This is a genomic window from Sinomonas sp. T428B, assembly GCF_056780155.1.
Window position 1 is genome coordinate 727736 of sequence record NZ_JBRAZR010000001.1, and the last position, 16428, is coordinate 744163.

A 16428-nucleotide genomic window follows, 5' to 3' on the forward strand; every position below is an offset into this window, starting at 1 on the left:
GTAACGGGGGCGGGGCGCCCGCGGAGCGAGAAGTGTCAGACGTCACGCCCATACTTGAGGACATGGTCCCGAATCCCAGAACGAGCCAGCCGGACGCCTCCACCCTGACGACGAGGGGCGGGGCCGGAGCGCCCTCGGGGGGCCTGCGCGAGGAGGCCCGCGGCGTCCTCGCGAACCTCGTGGGGAGCCCCGACGCCGACTTCCACCCCGGCCAGTTCGAGGCCATCGAGGCCCTCGTCGCGCACGGGCGCCGCACGCTCGTCGTCCAGCGCACGGGCTGGGGCAAGTCGGCCGTGTACTTCGTGGCCTCGCTCCTCCTGCGCGCCCGCGGCGCCGGCCCCACGCTCATCGTCTCCCCGCTCCTGGCGCTCATGCGGGACCAGGTCGCCGCCGCCGCCCGGGCCGGCGTGCGCGCCGTCGCGATCAACTCCGCGAACCGGCTCGAGTGGGACGAGGTGCACGCGGCGCTCGAGGCGGACGCGGCCGACGTCGTCCTCGTCTCGCCCGAGCGGCTCACCAACCCCGGCTTCCGCGAGCAGCACCTGCCAGAGCTCCTCGCACGCACGGGCCTGCTCGTCGTCGACGAGGCGCACTGCATCTCCGACTGGGGCCACGACTTTCGCCCCGACTACCGGCGCATCGCCGCCCTCATCGACGAGCTCCCCGGGACGGTGCCGGTGCTCGCGACGACGGCGACCGCCAACGCGCGCGTCGTGCATGACATCGAGGAGCAGCTCGGCGAGGGTGTGCTGACCCTGCGCGGGGCGCTCGGCCGCGAGTCGCTGCGCCTCGGCGTCCTGCGCCTGCCCGACGCCGGCCACCGCCTCGCGTGGCTCCTGTCCCACCTCGACTCGCTGCCCGGGAGCGGGATCATCTACACGCTCACCGTCTCCGCGGCCGAGGACACGGCGCGCATCCTCGCCGACGCCGGGCACCGCGTGCTCGCCTACACCGGCAAGACGGACACCGCCGAGCGCGAGCAGGCCGAGCAGCTGCTCAAGGACAACCAGGTCAAGGCCCTCGTGGCCACCTCGGCCCTCGGGATGGGATTCGACAAGCCGGACCTCGGCTTCGTCGTGCATCTCGGGGCGCCCTCGAGCCCCGTCGCGTACTACCAGCAGGTCGGGCGCGCGGGCCGCGGCGCGGCGAACGCCGACGTCCTGCTCCTGCCCGGCCCCGAGGACCGGGACATCTGGCGGTACTTCGCCACGGCCTCGATGCCCGACGAGCGCAAGGCGCACGCGGTGGTCGGCGCGCTCAGCGATGCCGGCAGGCCGCTCTCGACCGTCGCGCTCGAGTCGCTCGTCGAGCTGCGCCGCACCCAGCTCGAGCTCCTGCTCAAGGTGCTCGCCGTCGACGGCGCGGTCGAGCGCGTGGGCGGCGGCTGGCAGGCCACGGGCCTGCCCTGGGCCTATGACGGCGAGCGGTACGCGCGCATCGCCGAGGCCAGAGTCGCGGAGCAGGACTCGATGATCGTGTACGAGGAGACCTCGGGCTGCCGGATGGAGTACATCACGAGCGTCCTCGACGACGAGACCGCGGCCCCCTGCGGGCGCTGCGACAACTGCGCGGGGCGCTGGTTCCCCGCCGATGTCGACACGTCCGTGCTCGAGACCGCGGGGCGGCAACTGCGGCACCCGGGCGTCCCCATCGAGCCGCGGGCCCAGTGGCCGAGCGGCATGGACAAGCTCGGGGTCGCCGCGAAGGGCAAGATCGCGGTCGGGGAGCAGCTCGCGGAGGGGCGGGCCCTCGCGCGGCTCACGGACCTCGGCTACGGCGGGGCGCTGCGGGACCTGTTCGCCGCCGGGGCCGGCGACGCCGAGGTCCCCCTGGGGCTCCGCTCGGCCTGCGTCGAGCTGCTCTCCTCATGGGCCCGGGGCGACTCGGCGGCGGGGCCGTGGAGCGGCGCGGGCCGGCCGGCCGCCGTCGTGAGCGTCCCTTCGGCGACCCGTCCGCGGCTCGTCGACTCTCTCGCCCGCGGCATAGCCGAGGTCGGGCGCCTGCCCTACCTCGGGGCGCTCGAGCGCACGCCATCCGCGCGCCCGGGTCAGGGTGGCGGGAACAGCGCCTTCCGGCTCGCGGGGGTGTGGGAGGCCTTCGACGTGGGGCCCGAGCTGGGGGAGGCGCTCGCGGGCCTCGGGGGGCGGCCCGTCCTCCTCGTCGACGACCTCGTGGACAGCCGCTGGACCCTCACCGTCGCCGGCCGCCTCCTGCGCCGGTCCGGGGCGGGGCCGGTCCTGCCGCTCGCGCTGGCCCTGGCGGGCTGAGCCGGGGGCTCTGCGGCGGGCGGCGGAGGGCCTGGCGGGGCACTGAAGCGCCGCCGGCGCGGTTTCCCGCAACACAGGATGTGTCACACGTCACGCGATGATCACGAAATGGTCTCGAGTGCGTAGGGTAGGAGGGAACGCGAACCCTGCCCAGGAGAACCCTGACGTGACGTATCCCGCCCCGCCGAGAGTTCACCGGTGGGCCTTCCGTGCCCTTCTGCTGACCGTCGTGGCCTTCTGCGCCCTCGGGGTCGCGGGCGCGGCGGGGCTGACCGTCGCGGCGCCGGCCGTCGCGACGGGCGGCGCCCTGGATCCGTCGACGACGAGCTCCACGACGCCCGGGCCGGAGCCGACGTCCACCGAGACGGCAACGCCGGGGCCGACTCCGACCCCCACGCCCGCGCATGCCGAGGTGAGCCTCGTCCGCTCGGCCTGCGACACGCTGCAGCTCTCCGCGACGACCAACGCCGGCCACACGCTCACGTACCGCATCACGGACGAGGCCGGCCGCACCGCGGCGTCGGGCACATTCACCGGATCCCTCGATGCCGCCCTGCCGGTGACGACGGGCCACACCTACACCGCGCACGTGAGCGAGGCCGCCGAGGGCGAGGCCCTCGCGAGCTCCGCCTCCGCCGACCTCCGCCAGGCGTGCCCCGTCGCCATCACGGCAGACGCCCCGCACTTCGATGACCGGTGCGGGACCGAGCGCGACGCCGTCCTCGTGCCCCGGATCATCGGCGTCGACTACCGCGCGGGGGAGACCGAGCTCGTCCCCGGGGCGAACGCCGCGCACGGCCTCGTGACGGTTGACGCGACGGCCCGGCCCGGGTACACGCTCAGCGGGCCGTCCCGCTGGGTGGGCACCTTCAGCGCCGAGCCCTGCCCCTCGTCGGCCCCGCCACCGGCGGCCGAGGCAACCCCTGCCCCCATCGCCCCCGAGCCCGAGCCCGAGCCCGGCGCGGTGCCCCCGACGACGGCGAGCCCGGCGCCGACGGCCCCCGCGCCGTCGTCCACCCTCCCCAGTGTCGTGCCGACGGGGGACACGACGCGGACGGCCGCCGAGCCGTCCTCGCAGGTCGGCGTGGCCGCGCCCGGGCCGCTGGCCTGGGGCATCATGATCTCCCTCGCGGTGGCCGGCGGCGTCTTCTTCTGGTCCAAGACCCGGCACTGAGCCCGCCAGACGCCTGCCCGCTCCCGGGGCCCTGGCAACCAAAGAGCACCCCCAGCCAGGCTGGGGGTGCTCTTCGTTTCATGCCGCGGAGACGGGGGTGTGTGAGTTCAGTACATCGTTCTCGCATGAGTCGGGACATCGTTCACTGCTGATCGTTCACTGGTGAGCCGGGAGGAGCTCGCGCTCGTACTCGGCCAAGGTCGCGAGCATCCCGAGCATCATCCGGCCAGAAGACGTCTCTGGATCGATCCCGTCCGAGATCGTCCGGATCTTCACTCCGTTCTCGCGCAGAAGGTTGACACAGAGAACACATCCCTGGACTCCACCCCGGCACCGCGGAGAGCGTCGAGCTGCAGCCTCGCATCCTGGCCGACCATAGGCCGGATGTGCCGTCCGGCCTGGCTGGCGGATGCGCTAAGGCGAGGAGGGGGCACTCAGACTTGTTGCTCACACCGGCCACGGCAGGAGAGTCAGCGTTGGGAATCCAGTTCCTCCTTGAGGACGATGTACATGGCGTGCGACCACAGGAGGGGCGTGGCCGTCGCACCCCAGCGTCGCTGCCAGAACTCGAGCATGTAGGGCGACTGCACGTGGTTCTGCACCTGCTCCGGGAGAAGCCCTTCCGGTGTCGCCGCCGCCTCGATCCAGTCGAGCATGCGTTCAGCGGTCGCGCGGTCTCCGGAGGCGACTGCGACCCACCCGTAGGTCGCGGCGAGAAGGATCCATTCGCTGCCACCGTAGAAGGTGTCGCCGAGGTATCGGTGTAGGCCGCCGTCTGGGACGAGGAGTTCGTCGCGGATACGGCTGAGAGTGTTCTGGAAGAGCGGGTTGTCGACCGTGACCAGGTTGAACGGGATGGCCAGCCAGAGGAGCGAACCGTCGACGCGGGTGTCACCGGGAAACCGGATGAAGGCCCCGCCGAGGACGTGCTCGGGGCCGGTGATGCGCTGGAGGAGCTGGACTGCGTAACGTTGCGCGGCCTCGTCGTGGAGCAGGGCGCCGATGTCACGGAGACCGGCAGCGACCGCGGCGAGACTGGAGGTATGCACGTTGCCGGGATGTTCTTCCCAGCAGTCGAAGCATGGCGTCTCCCCGGCGACGAGCAGGTATCCGACCACGAGCTCCGAAGCATCACGCAGGACATCGTCCAATTCGCCCCCACGGGTGAGGTGATCGGCCAGTGCCCAAAGCCAGAAGCCGTAGCAGTCCGTCTGGAAGTTCGGCCACTCCTCCTCCGACTCGCCCTGCGGTTCTTCACGGCCATCGAGCGCGAACCGTGCGGGCAGCATCGACCGCCCAGTTATGGCGCCGTTCCGGACGGCGTCCGTCGCCTGGGCGAATCGGTGACGGTGCGAAAGCAGGGTTGCCGCGACCCAGTGGTGCCAACGCGCCGCCGCATCTGCGTGCCCGGCGCGCTGCAGCGCGTAGGCGCACCAGGAGCCATCCCGCAGCCAGCCGTACTGGTAGATGTCGTGGACCGTGCTCGCCGGAATGGCGCCCGAAGCGGTCTGTGCTGAGAGGAGAAGCTCGATGGAGCCGGCCATGGTCAAGGTCATGCTGTAAGCCTCCGATGAAGTGGCTTAGAAGAACCCAGCGAGACGTTCTGCGGGGTCGCCTCGTGCTACCAACAGCCACCTTGGTCTATCGGTCCGCCCGCCTCTAGCGGTAGCGAGATGCCTCAAGCGCTGCGATCCACACCCACCAAGGACTACCAGCCGAGAAAACAGAACACCCCCGGTCCGAAGACCGGGGGTGTTCCCGATGTCGCGATTCATCCCCGAAGGATGTCCCGCTGCATCACACCGCGGAGACGGGGGGATTTGAACCCCCGGTCCAAGTTTCCCCGGACCCTTCATTAGCAGTGAAGTCCATTCGGCCGCTCTGGCACGTCTCCTTGCTATCGCTAGCTCCCCAAGGTTACCCAGATGACCGGCGGAGACGCAAAAGCGCCCTCACGCGCCGTCGGGCGTGTGCAGCGTGCCGGTGAGCGCCCGCCACAGGAAGCTCTGGCTGCGGGCCTGGAGCGAGGCCGCCTGCCGGTTGTCCGACGCCCCTGCGTGGCCGCCCTCGAGCGCCTCGTGGAACCACACGTTGGGGATGCCCATGGCCAGCATCCGGGCGGCCATCTTCCGCGCCTGCACCGGGCCCACGCGGTCGTCGGAGGTCGCGGTCCAGATGAACGTGTCCGGGTATTCCACGCCGTCCCGAAGGAGGTGGTAGGGCGAGAACGTCCTGAGCCACTCCCACTCCTCGGGGACCTCGGGGTCGCCGTACTCCGCGATCCAGGAGTAGCCCGCGGAGAGCTTCGTGTAGCGGCGCATGTCCAGCAGCGGCACCCCGCACGAGATCGCGCCGAACAGCTCGGGATAGGAAACCAGCATGTTGCCGACGAGCAGGCCGCCGTTGGACCCGCCGGAGCAGCCCAGGTGCTCGGGCGAGGTGACCTCGCGGCGGATGAGGTCCTGCGCCACGGCGGCGAAGTCCTCGTAGGCCCGGTGGCGGTTGCCCTTGAGCGCCGCCTGGTGCCACGAGGGCCCATACTCGCCCCCGCCGCGGATGTTCGCCACGACGTACACGCCGCCGCGCTCGAGCCACGCGCGCCCCACGGTCCCGCTGTACGCCGGGGTCCGGGCGATCTCGAATCCGCCGTAGCCGCTCAGCTGCGTCGGCGCCGTGCCGTCGAGCTCGAGGCCCCGCGGCGAGACCTGGAAGTAGGGCACGCGGGTGCCGTCGGCGGAGGTCGCGAAGTGCTGCTCGACCGTGCACAGGGATTCGTCGAAGAACGACGGCGCGCGCTTGACCGCCGCGCTGCCCTCGCCGAGGGTGCCGCGGAGGAGCGTAGTCGGGGTGAGGAAGCCGGTGGCGATGAGCCAGTAGTCGTCCCCGGCCTCGGGGTCCTCGTCGTCGACCGCGTAGCTCTCGACGAGGTGCAGCGGCGGGCACGCGTCGAGCACCTCGGCCGGCCACGCGCCGTCGTGCGCCGGGGTGAGCACGCGGATCTCGGACGAGACGTCGCGCAGGAGGTTGAGCATGAGGCTGCTCCGCGTCCAGGACCACGACTGGAGCGACGTGTGCTCATCCGGCGAGAACAGGAGCGTGAGCTCCCGGGAGCCGGCCATGAACGCCTCGAAGTCCGCGGCGAGCAGGGAACCGCCGGCGAAGAGGCTCCCGTCGACCTCCCAGTCGCGCTGCGGGCGGAAGAGGATCCACTCGCGGTGGAGGTCGATGTCGACGTCGGTCGGGACGGGGATCTTGGCCCAGCCGCCGTCCCGCCAGACGGAGTGCTCGACGTCGAAGAAGCTGATCCTGTCGCTAGCGATGATGCGCTCGAAGCCCGGGGTGTCGTCGAAGCCGGCACCGGCCATCATGTGCTCGGCCGGGACCTCGAAGATGACCTCGGCCTCCTCGAGGGTGCCGCCGCGGGGCAGGCGCCGCACGATGCGGGGGTATGAGGACGTGGTCACGGCATCCTCGCCAAGCGTCGAGGAGACGAGGAGCGTGTCCGGGTCGAGCCAGTCGACCCCGCCCTTGGCCGCCGGGAGGCTGAAGCCGCCCGCGGCGGGGTCGATGAAGGTGCGGTCCTCGACGTCATACTCGCGCTGCGCGGCCGCGTCGCCGCCGTCGGGGGAGAGGCGCACCATGCAGCGGCGCCACGAGACGCCGTCCTCGGGGCGCAGGAAGCTAGCGCCGCCCCACACCCACTCGGTGCCCTCCGCTGCGGCGAGCGCGTCGAGGTCCAGGACGGTCTCCCACTCCGGGGCGTCGGTGACGTAGCTGTCCCAGCGCGTGCGCCGCCACAGGCCCTTGGGGTGCTCGGCGTCGCGCCAGAAGTTGTAGTACCAGTCGCCCCGCTTGGCCACCATGGGGATCCGGTCCGAGGAGTCCATGACCTCGAGGATCCGCGCCTCGAGCTCCGGGTAGTCGCCGGTCTCGAGGAGCTCCTCGGTGCGTGCGTTCTGCTCGCGGACCCAGGCGAGCTGGTCCTCGCCGTGGATGTCCTCGAGCCACAGGTTCTCGTCGACGGGCTCGCCCGGTGCGTGGGCCAGCGTCTGCGCGGGGTCGGCACTCATGAGGCCATCCTTGCACGCCACGCATTAAGCTCAACCCTATGGTTCGGGGCGGGATGCTGCGCGTTGCGGTCGTGGGCGGCGGCCCCCGCGGGGCCTCCGCCGTCGAGCGCCTCCTCGCCAACATCGCCCAGCGCGCGGCCTCCGGGGACCTGGTGCGGAGCGTCGAGATCACGGTGTACGACCCCTTCGATCCCGGCCCCGGCCGTGTGTGGCGGACCGGCCAGCCCCGGCTGTTCCTCATGAACACCCCGGCCTTCTACCCGACCCTCATCCCGAGCGAGCCTGGGCTCGCGCCGCCTCTCGCCGGCGGGAGCTTCGACGAGTGGCGTGCCGCGGAGCGTGCGGCCGCCGAGGCCGGGCGAAGCGCCCTGGCGCCCGAGGAGCAGGCCGAGCTGCTGGCCCTCGAGGCCCGCGACTTCCCGCCCCGTGCCCTGTACGGCCGCTACCTCACCCAGACCTGGCAGGCCGTGACCGCGGCCACGCCCGCCGGGGCGGCTGTCCGGCACGTCGCCCAGGAGGTCGTGCGGGTGGGCCGCACCCCGCGGGGCTTCGCCCTGACTCTCGCGAGCGGGCGCGCGAGGGAGGCGGACGCCGTCGTCCTCGCGCTCGGGCACGTGCCCGGGGAGCTGGGCAGGGAGCAGCGCGGGCTGGCCGACGCCGCCGCGCGCCTCGGCCTGCACTACTTCCCGCCCGCCGCGCCGGCGGACGTCGACTGGGACGTGCTCCCGGCCGGGGAGACCGTGCTTGTGCGGGGGATGGGCCTGAACTTCTTCGACGTCCTGATCCAGCTCACCCAGGGCCGCGGCGGGCGCTTCACCGATGCGGGGCACGGGCGGCTCGCCTACACCCCGAGCGGTCGCGAGCCGAGGATCGTGGCCGCGTCCCGCCGCGGGGTTCCCTACCGCGGCAAGGCCGACCTCGACGCGTACTACGCTCCCTCCGTCTCGCTGCGCTGGTTCACGCGCGAGGCCGCGCTCGCGCCGCGCCGCGCCGGCATCGAGCCCTCCTTCGACCAGGACCTGTGGCCGCTCCTGCACCGGGACGCGCTGTGGGCGTACTACTCGACGCTCGTGCGCGTCGAGCCCGAGTCCGTGGACCCGGGATTCCTCGACAAGCTCGCCGCCGCGCTCGCCCTCGAGGGCCCCGCGTGGGAGCACTCGGCATCGCAGGCGGTGCACGACGGCGTGTCGCCGGCCAGGCGCCTCGACCTCCGGGCGCTCGGCGCGCCGCTGGCCGGATGGCACGCGCGGGACCGGGCCGAGCTCGACGCCCGGGTGCTCGCCCACCTCGACGAGGACGCGGCGGGTTCCGCCCGCGGCGAGGACGACCCGGTCAAGATGGCCATCGCCGCCCTCCACCGCGGCCGGGCCGTGCTCAAGGAGGCCGTCGCGGACGGAGGCATCACCGAGGAGTCCTGGGCCTCGGGGCTGCGCGGGTGGTTCGAGGGGGTCATCGAGGGCCTCGCGAGCGGGCCGCCCTCGCTGCGGATCCGCCAGCTCGCCGCGCTCATGCGCGCCGGTATCGTGGGCACGGTGGGGCCCGAGCCGCGCTTCGGGGTGGCACGGACCGGCGACTCCGGGCCGTCCTTCACCGGTCTCTCGCCGTGGGTCGGGGGGCCCGGAGTCCGGGCGAAGTACCTCGTCGAGGCGCTCGCCCCCGCCAACCGCGTGGCCCAAGCGGACTCTCCGCTCCTGTCCGGCCTGCTCGCCGACGGGCTCGCGCGCCCACGATTCCTCGCCGGGGCCGATGGCACGCCCCAGCCCTCGAGCGGGCTCGACGTCACCACCCCGCCCTACAGGGCCCTCGACGTCAACGGGCACCCTGTCGAGGGCCTCTACGTGCTGGGGCTCCAGCTCTCGGCCGTCCAGTGGGGCACGGCGATCGCCGCCGAGGCGCATCCCTTCGGGGCGCCGGGCGAGGCCCCCGACGGCACCCCCTACCCGAGCGCCCAGCGGACCCTCAGGGACGCCGACGCCGTGGCGCGCGACATCCTGTCCCGCGCCGCCCCCTGAGGTCGTGGGTCGGGATCTCGACTCCACGTGACTTAGACGCGGGCGCTACTCCGGCTGGCCGCCCTGGCCGAGGTCCTGCATGATTTTGAAGACGGCCCCGGTGGGGTCCGTGAGCGTCGCGAGCCGCCCGAAGGGTGTGTCCTCGGGGCCCTGCAGGACGGTCGCGCCGCGGGCGGTGGCCTTGGAGATCGCCTCGTCCGCGTCCTCGACGCCCCAATAGATCTGCCAGTTGTTCGGCATGCCCTCGGGAAGGTCGGAGCTCGCGTCGAAGATCCCCGCCTTGGCCTCTCGGCCCGCCCCGAGCGTCGTGTACCGCATCTCCGGGGTGTCGCTCATGACGTCCGTCTGCCAGCCCAGGGCCCTGCGGTAGAAGTCCACGCTCGCCTCGTAGGCGCGCGTGTGCAGCTCGAACCACACGGGCGAGCCCGGCTCCGCCAGCTTGCTGAACCCCGGCATCTTCCCCGGCTGCCAGACGCCGAAGACCGCCCCTCCGGCATCGGAGAACATCGCCATGTGCCCCTGCTCCGGCACCTCCATCGGCGGCATGAACACGTTCCCGCCGGCCTCGGCCACGGCGTCCGTCGTCGCGTTGATGTCGGATGAGGCGAGGTACACGCTCCAGACATCCGGCATGGCCGCCTGGTCCTCGGTCTTCTGCATGAGGCCCGCGACGGGGGCGCCCTCCTTCGAGGCGGTCGTGTAGCCGCCGTACGTCTCCTTGTCCCCCGTCTCGTACGTCCAGCCGAAGATCTCGGCGTAGAACTCCTTGGCCTTCTCGAGGTCGCTCGTGGTCAGATCGGCCCAGCAGGGCGCTCCCGGCGTGATCTCGGGCGTGGGCATGGTGACTCCTTCAGTCTGCGGATCTCAGGTGTCTCGCCTAACGTGTCCGACGCTATGCGCGCCCTCCGACAGTTTTCAAGGACGGCCGCGTGCCGGCCTCACCTTCCCGGGCGCGCGGAACGGGCCGAGGCGGCGTCCCGAATGCCGGGACGCCGCCTCGCAAGCGCGGAAGGTAAGGGATTTGAACCCTTGGTACGGGGTTACCGCACACTGGTTTTCAAGACCAGCTCCATAGGCCGCTCGGACAACCTTCCTCGTGCCTAGTAGTGTTTCACAGGCAGGTGAGCTCGAGAAACCGACGTCCCTCGGGGGCATAAGGAGCGTCAACGATGAAGGCTGTGTTCATCGCCGAGCCCGGGGGGCCTGAAGTTCTCGAGCTCCGCGACACCGACGCCCCCGAGCCCGGGCCGGGCGAGGTCCTCATCGACGTCGTCGCCGCGGGCATCAACCGCGCGGACGTCCAGCAGCGCCGCGGCTTCTACCCGCCCCCGCCCGGCGCCTCCGAGATCCCCGGGCTCGAGGTCTCGGGCCGGATCGCGGGCTTCGGCCCGGAGGTGGCGCGGCCCTTCGCGATCGGGGACCGGGTCGTCGCCCTCCTCGCCGGCGGCGGCTACGCGGAGAAGGTGGCGGTGCCCGCGGGACAGGTGCTGCGCGTGCCCGAAGGGGTTGACCTCGTCACCGCCGCGAGCCTGCCCGAGACCGCGGCGACGGTGTATTCGAACCTGTACATGACCGCCCAGCTCGGCCCGGGCGAGCTGCTGCTCATCCACGGCGCCACCGGCGGGATCGGGACCATGGCCGTCCAGATGGCCAAGGCCTTCGGCGCGCGCGTCGCGGCGACGGCCGGAACCGAGGAGAAGGTCAGCACGGCCCGGGCGTTCCTCGGCGTGGACCTCGCGATCAACTACCGCGACGAGGACTTCGTCGAGGCGGTGCGCACCGCGAGCGGCGGGCGGGGCGCGGACGTGATCCTCGACGTCGTTGGTGCGAAGTACCTCGAGCGCAACGTCGAGGCCCTCGCCCCGTACGGCCGGCTCGTCGTGATCGGCCTCCAGGGCGGCGCGAAGGCCGAGCTCAACCTCGGCATGCTCCTGAGCAAGCGCGCTGCGGTCATCGGCACGACGCTGCGCTCCCGGCCGGTCGAGGAGAAGGCGGCCATCATGGCCGCCGTGCGCGAGCACGTGTGGCCGCTCATCGAGGACGGCCGGATCAAGCCCCTCGTCGACCGCACCTTCCCGCTCGAGGAGGTCCAGGCCGCGCACGCGCACTTCGACTCGGGCGAGCACGTGGGCAAGGTGTTGCTCACCGTCTAGACAGGTGTGTTCTGTCGCACCCCGGGGCTAGGCTCATCAGCGTTCCATCATTGTGGAGCCCTGTCCCACTCGAGGAGGAGTCATGAGCCCCGTCTCACGCGGCGCTGGCGGAGCGCCAGAGACCACACTCGTCCAAGACCCGGCGCTGCCGCCGGTCGCCGTCGACGAATCCGTCCGGGAGGCGGAGTTGCGGCGGTGGACCCCGACCAAGATCGGCGTGTGGGTGGCGATCGCGCTCGTCGGAGGCCTGGCATGGGTCATGCTCGCGCTGGTCCGCGGTGAGACCGTGAACGCGATCTGGTTCGTGTTCGCCGCTGTCTGCACCTACCTCATCGCGTACCGGTTCTACTCGAAGTACATCGAGAAGCACCTGCTCAAGCCCAACGACGTCCGCGCCACCCCGGCGGAATACAAGGCCGACGGCAAGGACTACGTGCGCACCGACCGCAACGTGCTCTTCGGCCATCACTTCGCGGCGATCGCGGGCGCGGGCCCGCTCGTCGGCCCGGTCCTCGCGGCCCAGATGGGCTACCTGCCGGGCACGCTGTGGATCATCGTCGGCGTCGTGCTCGCCGGCGCAGTGCAGGACTACCTCGTGATGTTCTTCTCGATGCGCCGCGGCGGCCGGTCGCTCGGCCAGATGGCCCGCGAGGAGCTGGGCGTCGTCGGCGGCACGGCCGCGCTGCTCGCGACGCTGCTCATCATGATCATCATCGTCGCGATCCTCGCCCTCGTCGTCGTCAACGCCCTCGGCGAGAGCCCGTGGGGCGTCTTCTCCGTCGCCATGACCATCCCGATCGCCCTCTTCATGGGCGTCTACCTGCGGTTCATCCGGCCGGGCAAGGTCATGGAGGTCTCGATCATCGGCTTCGTGCTGCTCATGGCCGCGATCATCGGCGGCGGCGCCGTGGCCAACACCGGCTGGGGCCAGGCGCTCTTCCACCTCGACCGGCTCCCCATCGCGTGGGGCATCATCGTCTACGGCTTCATCGCCGCCGTCCTGCCCGTGTGGCTCCTGCTGGCCCCGCGCGACTACCTCTCGACCTTCATGAAGATCGGCGTGATCGTGCTCCTCGCGGTCGCGATCGTCGTCGTCCGCCCCGAGGTGAGCGTCCCGGCGTTCAGCGAGTACGCCTTCAGGGACAACGGCCCCGTGTTCGCGGGCGCCCTGTTCCCGTTCCTCTTCGTCACCATCGCGTGCGGCGCGCTCTCCGGCTTCCACGCGCTCATCTCCTCGGGCACCACGCCCAAGCTCGTCGAGAAGGAGCGCCAGACGCGCTTCATCGGCTACGGCGGCATGCTCATGGAGTCCTTCGTCGCGATCATGGCGCTCGTCGCGGCGATCTCGATCGACCGCGGCCTGTACTTCGTCATGAACTCCCCGGCCTCGCTCACGGGCGGGACCGTCGAGACGGCAGCGGCGTGGGTCAACGGCCTCGGCCTCGCGGGGGTCAACGTGACCCCCGAGTTCCTCGCCGGCACGGCGCAGGCCGTCGGCGAGCCGTCAATCGTCTCGCGCACGGGCGGCGCCCCGACCCTCGCCGTCGGCCTGAGCCACATCATGCAGCAGTTCATCGGCGGTGCCGGCCTCGCGGCCTTCTGGTACCACTTCGCGATCATGTTCGAGGCGCTGTTCATCCTCACGGCGGTCGACGCCGGCACGCGCGTGGCCCGGTTCATGCTCCAAGACTCGATCGGCAACTTCGTGCCCAAGTTCAAGGACACCTCGTGGCGTCCGGGCGCGTGGCTCTGCACGGCCATCATGGTCGCGGGCTGGGGCTACATCCTCCTCCTCGGCGTGACCGATCCGCTCGGCGGCATCAACACGTTCTTCCCGCTGTTCGGCATCGCGAACCAGCTCCTCGCGGCCATCGCCCTCGCGGTGTGCCTGGCCATCGCGGCCAAGCGCGGGACCTTCAGGCATCTGTGGATCGTCGCGCTGCCGCTCGCGTTCGCCGCCGTCGTGACCATCACGGCGAGCGCGTTCAAGATCTTCTCGACGGTCCCGGCCGTGGGCTACTTCGCGCAGAACGCGGCCTTCTCGCGGGCCCTCGCGGAGGGGAAGACCTCGTTCGGGACGGCGAGGAGCGTGGCCGCGATGGAGGCGGTCGTGCGCAACACGATGGTCCAGGGCGTCCTGAGCGTCGTGTTCGTCGTGCTCGCGATCATCGTGATCGTCACGGCGCTCATTGCCACCGTGAGGGCGTTCCGCGCCGGCGGGGGCGTCAGCACCGAGGACCCGGCCGTCCCCTCCCGCGTTTACGCCCCCTCGGGCCCCGTCCCGACTCCGGCGGAGAAGGCCGTCCTCGACGAGTGGAAGGCCGCGGGCATCAGCACGGTCCCCGCGGGGCACCACCCATGAGCGCCAGGACCCTCGCGGCCGTAGGCCAGGCCCTCGCCCCCGTACGGGCCTTCCTGCGCGGCGTCATGGGGGCGGACGCCTACGAGAAGTACCTCGAGCACCATCGAGCCGAGGAGGCAGCGGGTCGGTGCGTGGCGCCTCAGATGTCGGAGCGGGAGTTCTGGCGGGACCGCACGGACCGCCAGGACACCAATCCGCAGGGCAGATGCTGCTGAGGCGATGCTGAGATGGTGCTGACGGGGCTTTGTGGGAGTATGGCCCCATGAGTGCAGGCCAGGGGAACGAGCACACGGAGACGAGGCCGGGACAGCCGGCGGAGAAGCCGGAGGAGGAGGGCGTCGAGGAGTCCGTGGAGGTCCCCGTCGAGGGGACGATGCTGGACGACGGCAGCGTCGCCTCAGACGGCGAGTCGGCCGCCGGGGGCCGCCACGGCAAGCGCGCGAGCCTCCAGGAGCTCGTCGACGAGCCTGCCAAGGTCATGCGCATCGGCACGATGATCCGCCAGCTCCTCGAGGAGGTGAAGGGCGCCCCGCTGGACGAGGCGGCCCGGAACCGCCTGGCGGAGATCCACGAGCGCTCGATCGCCGAGCTCGAGGACGGGCTCGCCCCCGAGCTCGTCGACGAGCTCCACCGCATCTCACTCCCGTTCACCGACGCGGCCGTCCCGTCCGAGTCGGAGCTCCGCGTCGCCCAGGCCCAGCTCGTCGGCTGGCTCGAGGGCCTCTTCCACGGCATCCAGACGGCCATCGCCGCACAACAGGCGGCCCACCAGCTCGCCGCGGCGCAGGTCCAGCTGCGCCAGCTCCCGCCCGGGACGATGATCGCGCCCGGTGTCGTGATCGGGGAGAACGGCGAGCCCCAGCGCGCGCCCGGCATGGGCCAGCGCCTGGGCGGGCACGGGGAACGCCAGGAACCGGACCACGGCCCGGGGCAGTACCTCTGAGCGCTCCCGTGGGACTCTTCAGTACGGCGTTCCAGAGCCGGCGCGACGATGCCGAGCTCGGCAAGGGCCTCTGGCGGCGGGCCCACGACCGCTTCAAGCGCGGCCTCGACCGCTACCACCAGGTCCTCGAGGGCATCGAGGACGAGTCGCTCTACGCCGAGCTCGTCGTCATCGCGGACGCGCTCGCGGGGCTCCTGCCGCGCGTGCGCGCCGTGTGCGCCGCCGCCCAGGAGGGCGCCCCGAGCGACGGACTCGACGTCCCCGGCGAGCTCGCCGACGTCCACCGCGCCCTCTCGAGGGCCGGCAACGCCTTGGCGACCACGGCGGAGGCCGCCGCGATGCTGCGCCTGGCGGTCGGGCCCGTGCCCGTCGGCGCGCTCTCGGTCCAGCGGCGCGCCGCAGCCGTGCTCGAGCAGGTCGAACTCGCCGAGCGACTCGTCGCCCACTGAAATTATTCCCAGCGGGACGCGGGTTTCGCAGTGGGCGAAGATCGTGAAGAAATCGGTCTCTGCCCCTTCCTTCCGGGCTTCACGGTGGAAGGATGGAGCGCATGACTTCCACTGAGACCCTGACGTCCCCCGTGCTCGCACTCAACGATGGCAACACCATTCCGCAGCTCGGCTACGGCGTGTGGCAGGTCGAGGACGCCGTCGCCGAGCGCGTGGTCGGCGAGGCCTTCGAGGTCGGCTACCGCCACATCGACACGGCCGCGATCTACGGCAACGAGGCGGGCGTGGGCCGCGCCATCGCCTCCGCGGGCCTGGCCCGCGAGGACCTGTACATCACCACCAAGCTCTGGAACGCCGACCAGGGCCGCGCGAAGGTGGCCCCCGCCTTCGAGGCCTCGCTCGAGAAGCTCGGCCTCGAGTACGTGGACCTGTACCTCATCCACTGGCTCCAGCCCAAGCGAGGCCTCTACCTCGAGACGTGGGAGGAGCTCATCAAGCTCAAGGAGTCCGGCCGGGTCCGCTCGATCGGCGTCTCCAACTTCACTGTCGAGGCGCTCGAGGAGATCGAGCGTGCGACCGGCGTCGTGCCGGTCATCAACCAGGTCGAGACGCACCCGTACTTCCCGCAGGCCCAGCTGCGCGGCATCGAGGAGGCCAAGGGCATCCTGCACGAGTCCTGGTCCCCGCTCGGCCAGGGCAAGGACCTGCTCGCCGACCCGGTCCTGGCCGCGATCGCGGACAAGCACGGCGTGAGCGTCCCGCAGGCCGTCATCGCGTGGCACCTCGCCCTCGGCAACGTCGTGATCCCGAAGTCCGTCACGCCCGAGCGCATCGCCCAGAACTGGGCCTCGCTGGGCGTCGAGCTCGATACAGAGGATCTCGCCGCGATCGAGGCCCTCGACAAGGGTGCGGCCGGCCGCATCGGCGCCGACCCCGCGACGGCCGACTTCGCCTGACGGGCGCACCCGCCCCGACGCATCCCCCCAGGGGCCGCCTCC

The 16428-nt window shown here is 71.7% G+C and carries 12 protein-coding genes, 2 tRNA genes and 1 pseudogene; 9 read left to right on the forward strand and 6 right to left on the reverse strand.

The genetic code is table 11. The features are described 5' to 3' along the window. The first annotated feature begins 62 nt into the window (after positions 1–62). Complete coding sequence (locus tag ACUYMY_RS03460) at positions 63–2267, forward strand: RecQ family ATP-dependent DNA helicase (RefSeq protein ID WP_481702244.1); 2205 nt, start codon at positions 63–65, stop codon at positions 2265–2267. A 166-nt stretch (positions 2268–2433) separates the two neighbouring features. Next, on the forward strand, positions 2434–3441 hold the full coding sequence (locus ACUYMY_RS03465) for a hypothetical protein (protein ID WP_481702245.1): 1008 nt from the start codon (positions 2434–2436) through the stop codon (positions 3439–3441). Positions 3442–3612: 171 nt separating this feature from the next. On the opposite strand, the pseudogene ACUYMY_RS03470 reads toward ACUYMY_RS03465, so the two are convergent. The 4 genes and pseudogenes from ACUYMY_RS03470 to ACUYMY_RS03485 all read right to left on the reverse strand — a co-directional run. Next, positions 3613–3744: pseudogene (locus ACUYMY_RS03470) on the reverse strand (recombinase family protein); the annotation flags it as partial. 167 nt (positions 3745–3911) lie between these two features. Next, positions 3912–4997, reverse strand: coding sequence for a glycoside hydrolase family 15 protein (locus tag ACUYMY_RS03475; protein ID WP_481702246.1), 1086 nt, complete (start codon positions 4995–4997; stop codon positions 3912–3914). A gap of 249 nt (positions 4998–5246) precedes the next feature. Continuing rightward, positions 5247–5335, reverse strand: a tRNA-Ser gene (locus ACUYMY_RS03480). 58 nt (positions 5336–5393) lie between these two features. Next, positions 5394–7511, reverse strand: a complete 2118-nt coding sequence (locus tag ACUYMY_RS03485) for a prolyl oligopeptidase family serine peptidase (protein ID WP_481702247.1) — start codon at positions 7509–7511, stop codon at positions 5394–5396. A gap of 38 nt (positions 7512–7549) precedes the next feature. Here ACUYMY_RS03485 and ACUYMY_RS03490 point away from each other — a divergent pair, with 38 nt between their 5' ends. Beyond that, the gene (locus ACUYMY_RS03490) at positions 7550–9523 is read left to right on the forward strand and encodes an FAD/NAD(P)-binding protein (RefSeq protein WP_481702248.1); all 1974 of its coding nucleotides are present in this window, start codon (positions 7550–7552) and stop codon (positions 9521–9523) included. Between the two features lie 45 nt (positions 9524–9568). Here ACUYMY_RS03490 and ACUYMY_RS03495 read toward each other — a convergent pair whose 3' ends face one another. After that, positions 9569–10363, reverse strand: a complete 795-nt coding sequence (locus tag ACUYMY_RS03495; RefSeq protein ID WP_481702249.1) for a VOC family protein — start codon at positions 10361–10363, stop codon at positions 9569–9571. A gap of 166 nt (positions 10364–10529) precedes the next feature. After that, positions 10530–10617: transfer RNA gene (locus ACUYMY_RS03500), tRNA-Ser, on the reverse strand. 75 nt (positions 10618–10692) lie between these two features. Here ACUYMY_RS03500 and ACUYMY_RS03505 point away from each other — a divergent pair. From ACUYMY_RS03505 to ACUYMY_RS03530, 6 genes are all read left to right on the forward strand, one after another. Beyond that, positions 10693–11676, forward strand: a complete 984-nt coding sequence (locus ACUYMY_RS03505; RefSeq protein ID WP_481702250.1) for an NAD(P)H-quinone oxidoreductase — start codon at positions 10693–10695, stop codon at positions 11674–11676. Between the two features lie 82 nt (positions 11677–11758). Beyond that, on the forward strand, positions 11759–14038 hold the full coding sequence (locus ACUYMY_RS03510; protein WP_481702251.1) for a carbon starvation CstA family protein: 2280 nt from the start codon (positions 11759–11761) through the stop codon (positions 14036–14038). After that, complete coding sequence (locus ACUYMY_RS03515) at positions 14035–14253, forward strand: YbdD/YjiX family protein (protein WP_481702252.1); 219 nt, start codon at positions 14035–14037, stop codon at positions 14251–14253. Before ACUYMY_RS03510 ends, ACUYMY_RS03515 begins: the two co-directional genes overlap by 4 nt. A gap of 158 nt (positions 14254–14411) precedes the next feature. Beyond that, complete coding sequence (locus tag ACUYMY_RS03520) at positions 14412–14981, forward strand: bacterial proteasome activator family protein (protein ID WP_481704944.1); 570 nt, start codon at positions 14412–14414, stop codon at positions 14979–14981. 8 nt (positions 14982–14989) lie between these two features. After that, positions 14990–15430 carry a hypothetical protein gene (locus tag ACUYMY_RS03525; RefSeq protein WP_481702253.1) on the forward strand — a complete coding sequence of 147 codons (441 nt, stop codon included), beginning with the start codon at positions 14990–14992 and terminating at the stop codon, positions 15428–15430. Between the two features lie 101 nt (positions 15431–15531). Continuing rightward, entirely contained in the window at positions 15532–16386 is an 855-nt protein-coding gene (locus ACUYMY_RS03530; protein ID WP_481702254.1) for an aldo/keto reductase, read from the forward strand. Positions 16387–16428: the final 42 nt, after the last annotated feature.

Coding starts and splice junctions, on each gene's coding strand:
- ACUYMY_RS03460 (WP_481702244.1), top strand. CDS start 63: ATGGTCCCGAATCCCAGAACGAGCCAGCCGGACGCCTCCACCCTGACG.
- ACUYMY_RS03475 (WP_481702246.1), bottom strand. CDS start 4,997: ATGACCTTGACCATGGCCGGCTCCATCGAGCTTCTCCTCTCAGCACAG.
- ACUYMY_RS03485 (WP_481702247.1), bottom strand. CDS start 7,511: ATGAGTGCCGACCCCGCGCAGACGCTGGCCCACGCACCGGGCGAGCCC.
- ACUYMY_RS03490 (WP_481702248.1), top strand. CDS start 7,550: ATGGTTCGGGGCGGGATGCTGCGCGTTGCGGTCGTGGGCGGCGGCCCC.
- ACUYMY_RS03495 (WP_481702249.1), bottom strand. CDS start 10,363: ATGCCCACGCCCGAGATCACGCCGGGAGCGCCCTGCTGGGCCGATCTG.
- ACUYMY_RS03505 (WP_481702250.1), top strand. CDS start 10,693: ATGAAGGCTGTGTTCATCGCCGAGCCCGGGGGGCCTGAAGTTCTCGAG.
- ACUYMY_RS03510 (WP_481702251.1), top strand. CDS start 11,759: ATGAGCCCCGTCTCACGCGGCGCTGGCGGAGCGCCAGAGACCACACTC.
- ACUYMY_RS03515 (WP_481702252.1), top strand. CDS start 14,035: ATGAGCGCCAGGACCCTCGCGGCCGTAGGCCAGGCCCTCGCCCCCGTA.
- ACUYMY_RS03520 (WP_481704944.1), top strand. CDS start 14,412: ATGCTGGACGACGGCAGCGTCGCCTCAGACGGCGAGTCGGCCGCCGGG.
- ACUYMY_RS03530 (WP_481702254.1), top strand. CDS start 15,532: ATGACTTCCACTGAGACCCTGACGTCCCCCGTGCTCGCACTCAACGAT.